At 42.1% G+C, this 6981-nt stretch carries 7 protein-coding genes; all 7 read right to left on the reverse strand.

Features of this window, described 5'->3' with window-relative positions; all coding sequences use genetic code 11:
• Positions 1 to 112 precede the first annotated feature (112 nt).
• The 7 genes from EI164_RS13745 to EI164_RS13775 all read right to left on the reverse strand — a co-directional run bounded on the left by EI164_RS13745 (position 113) and on the right by EI164_RS13775 (position 6876).
• A complete protein-coding gene (locus EI164_RS13745) occupies positions 113 to 772 on the reverse strand; it encodes a fumarylacetoacetate hydrolase family protein (RefSeq protein ID WP_192520496.1) in 660 nt (219 codons plus the stop codon).
• 229 nt (positions 773 to 1001) lie between these two features.
• On the reverse strand, positions 1002 to 1727 hold the full coding sequence (locus tag EI164_RS13750; protein ID WP_192520497.1) for an ABC transporter permease: 726 nt from the start codon (positions 1725 to 1727) through the stop codon (positions 1002 to 1004).
• A 12-nt stretch (positions 1728 to 1739) separates the two neighbouring features.
• Positions 1740 to 2474 (reverse strand): ABC transporter permease, encoded by a 735-nt coding sequence (locus tag EI164_RS13755; RefSeq protein WP_192520498.1) that lies wholly within the window; start codon positions 2472 to 2474, stop codon positions 1740 to 1742.
• 453 nt (positions 2475 to 2927) lie between these two features.
• The gene (locus EI164_RS13760; protein ID WP_192520502.1) at positions 2928 to 3752 is read right to left on the reverse strand and encodes an ABC transporter substrate-binding protein; all 825 of its coding nucleotides are present in this window, start codon (positions 3750 to 3752) and stop codon (positions 2928 to 2930) included.
• 185 nt (positions 3753 to 3937) lie between these two features.
• Positions 3938 to 4828, reverse strand: coding sequence for a transporter substrate-binding domain-containing protein (locus EI164_RS13765; RefSeq protein ID WP_192520499.1), 891 nt, complete (start codon positions 4826 to 4828; stop codon positions 3938 to 3940).
• Between the two features lie 48 nt (positions 4829 to 4876).
• Positions 4877 to 5677 carry a transporter substrate-binding domain-containing protein gene (locus tag EI164_RS13770; protein WP_192520500.1) on the reverse strand — a complete coding sequence of 267 codons (801 nt, stop codon included), beginning with the start codon at positions 5675 to 5677 and terminating at the stop codon, positions 4877 to 4879.
• Positions 5678 to 6078: 401 nt separating this feature from the next.
• Positions 6079 to 6876 carry an ABC transporter ATP-binding protein gene (locus tag EI164_RS13775; protein ID WP_192520501.1) on the reverse strand — a complete coding sequence of 266 codons (798 nt, stop codon included), beginning with the start codon at positions 6874 to 6876 and terminating at the stop codon, positions 6079 to 6081.
• Between the last annotated feature and the right edge of the window lie 105 nt (positions 6877 to 6981).

Here is a 6981-nt window from a genome sequence, read left to right on the forward strand (position 1 = left end):
CGTAACGCATAAAAATACCCCCATAAGTTGTGTCCAACTTATGGGGGTCGGTTCATCACTTGGGATTTTTAATAGCAGATGCGTATTGAAAGGTTGTGTTTTAAAGAGGCCGTTACTCTACGACTGCTTGCCACTCATGAGCACCCAGTTTTAATGTTAGTGCATCACCTGCATGCAATATACCAACACCGCTTGGCGTACCCGTCATAATCACGTCACCTGCTTGCAAGCTAAACGCATAGCTAATTTCACTTAGCAACCCGTAAACAGGAAACAGCATCAAGGCACTGTCACCATCTTGCGTTAATTTATCATTAATATAGAGCTGATATTTTACTTGAGTAAAATCCGAGAAGACCTCAGGGCTTATCCACTCGCTTAACACACAGGCGCCATCAAAGCACTTTGCACGTTCCCACGGATGACCTTTTTCTTTTAGCTCACTTTGCAGATCGCGCAACGTTAAATCCAGTCCTAATGCTACCGATTCAATTAAACCTGTCGTGTTTATAACTTCCTCTAGAGAAGCCGCTTTTAAATCACACCCTAAACGAATACACAGCTCAGCTTCATAATGTACTGGATAGTTTTTGTCTCGAGGTATATCTGTGATAACACTAGGAATGGTATCTGACAAAGAGGCTATACTAGAAGCCGGTTTTATAAATAACAACGGACGCGTTGGCACGGCATTACCAAGCTCAGCAGCATGCGCGGCATAGTTTCGGCCAACGCAAACCACTTTACCAACCGCAGTAGATGATTGACTCATAATAGGCTCTCACAATAATTATTATTGTTGACAGTTATAAGCCTTTCATACCAAGATATCAATAGCCATTACGTGAGAAATGGCCACTAGGTAAACAGAAACGATGAGTATAGAGTTTACGCTATAGCCGATTTAATTCAAAAGTAGTACAGGGCAACCGAGTATAGACGTATATCCAACACTGCAAGCAAGACGCTATCATAACTTTATAGCGCAATGACGATAGAACCTATAGAATGGTTCTGGTGGTGACGTCTGGTGGCACATAACTCATGTAACGATTAAGCTTTCTTTCAAACAATTTAAAGCTGAATAAAATCACCCATGACAACAGAAGATACACAATACCAGCAGCAAAGAAAAGCTCCATCAGGGTATAAGTACGCGCGCTAATCGTACGTGCGACACCTGTGATATCCATCAAGGCAATAGTGGAAGCCAAGGCACTACCTTTTAGCATAAAAATAACTTCATTACTATAGGCTGGAATCACGATACCAAAGGCACGAGGCAAGGTAATACGTGTAAGCTTTTGCCACTTTGACATGCCAATCGCATCAGCCGCTTCCAATTCACCAACAGGAATATTCTGAATCGCACCGCGAATGATTTCTGCCAAATAAGCACTGGTATTTAGCGTGAAGGCAATAATGGCACACCAATACGCTTGGCTAAGCACAGGCTTCCACAGAAACGACTCACGCACAGCCTCAAATTGACCTAGACCGTAGTAAATCAGGAATATCTGTACCAGTAGCGGCGTACCGCGAAAAAAGAAAATATAAAGAAACGGAAGTGCTTGTACTAGCCAGTTTTTAGATAGGCGTAGCAACGCTAAGATCAAACCGAAAAATAGTCCGATAATGCCTGAAATCACAACCAACTGTACAGTCAGTACCGCACCGCCCAATAAATCAGGGATATGGTCAAAAATGACCTGCCAATTCCAATCCATAGTATTTCTCCTCTATCCTATGGTCGATTGACTGTGAGTTGATTGACGGCTCAGCTTTTTAGCATAGCGTGCTGCTGGATTGGCACGCCATTCAAGCCACATCATAAAGCCAGTAATCAACATGGTCAGACCCAAATAAATAATCGCTGCGGCCATATAAAAGGTAAACGGCTGCTGCGTTGACTGTGCTGCACGTGAGGACTGATACATAATATCTTTGAGACCCACGACTGAGACCAACGCCGTATCTTTGAGCAACACCAAAAATAAATTACCCAATCCTGGCAACGCAATTTGCCATACTTGAGGCAAAGTGATGCGATAAAACGTCTGGAAAGGCCGCATACCAATCGCTTGCGCTGCTTCACCCTGTCCTATTGGTATCTCTTGAATGGACATGCGAAAAATTTCAGTCGCATAAGCACCAAAAGCGATAGACAGTGCCATGACACCACCCCAAAAGGCACTAATCTCAACATATTCGTTATAGCCGAATTTTTTGAGAATAGTCATCAGCAGCATCGAGCCACCGTAATAGATAAACAGTACTAGCAGCAACTCAGGAATACCGCGCATGGTGGCTGTATATACCGTCGCAAGCTTACGTAACAGCCAGACATTAGACAGCTTCGCAGTGGCACCGAGCAATCCCAAAGCCATACCAATGATTAAACTGGTTACAGCAAGCTTGATGGTGACGGTAGCGCCGCTTAGTAATAGCGCGCCAAATCCTTGTAAATCAAACACAATTATCCACTCAGTCTCTTTATATTAGCAATTTGCAAAATATGAGTTAAAAGAATCAGCATCAATAGCTGAACGCTGCTAACAATTGTATTTTATACCAAATCAGGCATAAGCACTTTGCATCATATATTGATGTTAGAGTGATACAATTCTTGCAACGAAAATTGACACAGTAGAAATGAGCGCTGATTTTATCATATTCGCTGCAAACTATGTTAATACTCACATGTAAAGGCAGCATCTAAATAGGCTCTTATCGTCCGAAAATAAGCAATAATTAAGCATCATTTAGCAAACTACACAGTCAATATTAACAGTAGCAAACTATTTTTTAGAAAAATAAAAAAAGGGTATCACCATGATGGTCATACCCTTTTTACTGATTAAACTATCTCAAAAGCCAACTCATTAAGTGCGACTGCTCTAACGGTTGCTATACGACATCACCAATCATTACTCAACAGAATCTGCTGCCGTGGCCGTCTCAGTAGCTTCTGTAGCACTAGTTTCTGGTACTCCAAAATACTTCTGATTGAGCTCATCATAAGTACCATCAGCTTTAATATTGGCCAATGCTTGGTTCATCTTCACTTGCAATTCATCACCCGGACGTACCGCAATAGCAAAGTTATCATTTATATCAATCTCTTCGCCTTTTAGCGCATAATGACTGCCTGGCGTTGAGCCAAGCCACTCTAGTGCAGGCAACTTATCAGATACCATCGCATCAACACGGTTTGAACCCAAATCCAAAAACGCATTACTTAGCGTATCGTACAGCTTCATATTAGCGTCTGGATAAGTCTCTTCTAACCACTGTGAAGAGATAGTCGAGCGCTGAGCAGCAATAGAGTTTGTATTGATATCATTGCTATTACTGGGATCAAAACTGCTGTCTTTTTTGGCCAAAAAAACCAACGTATTGCTAAAATATGGCTCTGTAAAGCTGACTTGTTGCTCACGCTCAGGGGTCACAGACATAGCGGCGACGATAGCATCATACTTACCTGCTTTTAGACCGGGAATGATACCGTCCCAATCTTGTGCAATAATCTCACAAGTCATTTGCATATCATCACAGATAGCGTTGGCAATATCTATATCAAAACCACCAAGCGTGCCATCGGCATTGGTATAGTTAAAAGGCGCATAAGCACCTTCAGTACCAATACGCAACACTTCACCTGCGGTGTCTGCCTCAGTAGCAGTTTGATTGACATTATCATGAGTATCATCTTGACCGTTGCTACAGCCAGCTAACGCCAAAAGCATGGTCATCGTCACAAAAGGTACTGAAAATCGTCGTGCCTTGATATTACTGATGGCTGATGCGTTCGAGATAGCATTGTGTTGGTCAAATTGCTTATTCATGATCATCCTTGATGATTTGTTTATCAGATAGTACTCATCCCTGTTCATCAAAAACCACAAAACAGAGATGAGCAATGTAAAGCGTAGCAATATTAATTTGTTGCTTGCTCTTCTTCAGTAACCATCACATCGGTGTCCTCAGTAGCCACTGCTTCTTGCGCTGCAGCTGTTGAGCTAGTACCAAAATAGCTGCCCGTGATTTGATCATAAGTACCGTTGTCTTTTAGCTCAGCCAATGCTGTGTTAAATTTAGCGACTAATGGATCACCTTTACGGAATGCAATACCCATCGCATCATCATCGGTGCTGATCTCGTCACCTTTGATTTCGTATTCTTGACCTGCTTCAGTTTTTAACCAATCAACGCCTACCACTTTGTCAGACATAAGCGCGCGCACACGACCTGATGTCAGATCTAAATAGGCATTGTCTTGAGTATCATAAAGCTTGATATCAGCATCGTCATGCTCGTTTTGCAAGTACTGCGATGACACAGTTGAACGCTGCGATGCAATTGGTTGATCTGCTAGCTCATCGACACTAATATCATCACCTTTTTTACCGATTAAGATAATACCACTGTGAAAATATGGGTCACTAAAATCGACCACTTCTTTGCGCTCAGGTGTGATCGACATACCAGCAATGGCTGCATCAAATTTTTGTGCATTTAGACCTGGAATCAGTCCATCCCAATCTTGAGAAATAACTTCACATTTTGCATTCATCTCTTCGCATAAAGCGTTAACCAGTTCAATCTCATAACCAATTAGATTGCCCTCAGCATCGGTATAACTAAACGGCTTAAAGCTTGATTCTGTAGCAATTTTAAGATCCAAAGGCGCTTCACTAGCAGTATCAGCTTCTGCACTTTCTGCTGGTGCTGAGCCACTGTTACAACCAGCCAGCATAAGCATTGCTGCGCTAAGCGGTGCTAGCCACAATGCTTTTTTGCCCATTGATGATGTCATTGAAATTATCATTTTTACTATCCTTTACTATATTGGTTTATATTCTCTAGACACACAAATTTATTGACCAAAATTGGCTTCTTCTAGACGTGCTAGCTCACCATTACTACGGATTTCGCTAAGTGCGTTATCAAACTCTGCTTTGAGCGCATCATCTTTGCGGACAGCAATAGCAATATTGTCATCGTTATCAATTTCATCACCGACGATACCAAAGCCTTCTGAGTTATCTACTAACCATGATTTTGCAGATACTTTTTCGGCCAATACCGCATCACTACGACCAGATTTTAGGTCTAAATAAGCGTTGTCATAGTTATCATATAATTGAACAGTATTGCCGTCTTTGCCTTCATAGTTATCTTGCAGATAAGCCCCAGGCGTGGTTGAGCGTTGACCACCAAGCGTTACGTTTTCAATCGCCATAGGATCAAAGTCACCATCAGTGTTAGTCAGCCATACCATCGTATTGGCAAAGTACGGCTCGCTAAAATCTACTTTTTCTTGACGCTCAGCAGTGATAGACATGCCAGCAATTACCGCATCATATTTTTGTGCCAATAGACCTGGAATAATACCGTCCCAATCTTGAGCCACAATTTCACATTTGGCTTGCATTTGATCACATAAAGCATTGGCAACATCGATATCAAAGCCGGCCAAACTACCATCAGCATTGGTATAGTTAAAAGGAGGGTAAGCACCTTCGGTTGCAATACGAATGGTCTTGCCAGCCGTTTCTGCTGCAGGGGCATCAGCACTGGTATCGGCAGTTTCATTGGCAGGTTGACTACAAGCACTCAACATCAATGCTGCGGTAACGGTCATCGACGACCACAATAGGCGAGAATTCGACATCATACATTCCTTAAATCTTAATGGGTTTTTAATGTAGGGTTCTGATATTTTGTTCTCTGACGTCCCTGCCAGACAAGCAATATAGATAGCAGAATAAATAGACAGGCAGCCGTTATTGTTGGCCACCTATGAACCTTTCGATAATACCTGAGTAGAATATCAAAAACAAACGTTTTGCATACGGACTGTTATTATTGAGTAATAAACGGTCTACGATATTTACGAAACTGTAATTTTCGTAGCTAAAATGACAGCAGGATGATAAACGCTTTACCACCCTATTGTTTGAATAGATGAATTGAATAGGCTAAATATTTATAGGCATAGATACTCATAAATACGCATTATTAATCGTTAAAATGTTTTGAGACAGTAGTTACTTGATACTTAGTTTGGATTAATACCTAGTTTGGGCGATGTGACGCCATAAAGTCTTTAACACGCTCGGAGGTAGGATTGTCAAAGACTTGTTCAGGAGTGCCAATTTCTTCAATAACGCCTTGATGTAAGAACACAACCTTACTTGATACTTCACGGGCAAAACGCATCTCATGCGTGACAATAAGCATGGTGCGACCCTCTTCTGCTAGCTCACGCATGACTGCGAGCACTTCGTTGACCAGTTCAGGATCTAGAGCAGAGGTTGGTTCGTCGAACAACAGCACTTGCGGCTGCATAGCGAGGGCACGAGCAATAGCAACACGCTGACGTTGACCACCTGACAAGTTCGCTGGGTAAGCGTCCTTTTTATCAAGCAGGCCCACTTTATCTAGCAGTTTTTCGGCATCGCTAATGGCTTGGGCTTTTTTAATTTTTAAGACCTGCGTGGGCCCTTCGATAATGTTTTGCAAAATCGTTTTGTGTGGCCATAGGTTAAAGTTTTGAAAGACAAATCCCACGCGCGCACGTAAGCTTTCTAATTGCTTCGTATCTGCTGCTTGTAGTTCGCCTGACTTAGCAGGCTTTAGCATCAGTTCGTCATCACCAATGATGATACGGCCTTGGTTAGGCTGTTCAAGCAAATTAATACAACGTAACAAAGTTGATTTACCTGAGCCAGATGAGCCCAAAATCGAGATAACATCACCATCGTATGCGGTCAGGGAAACCCCTTTTAGCACTGCCAATGAGCCATAGCTTTTATGGATGTCTTGTAAATCTAAGGCGATAGGCCGAGTCGGATTTTTTTCAATATCAGGCATGGTTTAGCAGACTTCCAATAAATATGAATGAAAACACGAATAAAAATGCGGGTGGTGTTCTAAAAAGTATGCTGGCATCAGACGTAGCCATAATTGATGTAAAAG

The organism is Psychrobacter sp. FME13 (assembly GCF_014861395.1).
In the GTDB taxonomy this organism is placed as follows: domain Bacteria; phylum Pseudomonadota; class Gammaproteobacteria; order Pseudomonadales; family Moraxellaceae; genus Psychrobacter.

What these genes read in the sequence shown, in the direction of transcription:
- EI164_RS13745 (WP_192520496.1), bottom strand. Translation starts at nt 772, where the DNA reads ATGAGTCAATCATCTACTGCGGTTGGTAAAGTGGTTTGCGTTGGCCGA.
- EI164_RS13750 (WP_192520497.1), bottom strand. Translation starts at nt 1,727, where the DNA reads ATGGATTGGAATTGGCAGGTCATTTTTGACCATATCCCTGATTTATTG.
- EI164_RS13760 (WP_192520502.1), bottom strand. Translation starts at nt 3,752, where the DNA reads ATGACCATGCTTTTGGCGTTAGCTGGCTGTAGCAACGGTCAAGATGAT.
- EI164_RS13765 (WP_192520499.1), bottom strand. Translation starts at nt 4,828, where the DNA reads ATGATAATTTCAATGACATCATCAATGGGCAAAAAAGCATTGTGGCTA.
- EI164_RS13770 (WP_192520500.1), bottom strand. Translation starts at nt 5,677, where the DNA reads ATGATGTCGAATTCTCGCCTATTGTGGTCGTCGATGACCGTTACCGCA.
- EI164_RS13775 (WP_192520501.1), bottom strand. Translation starts at nt 6,876, where the DNA reads ATGCCTGATATTGAAAAAAATCCGACTCGGCCTATCGCCTTAGATTTA.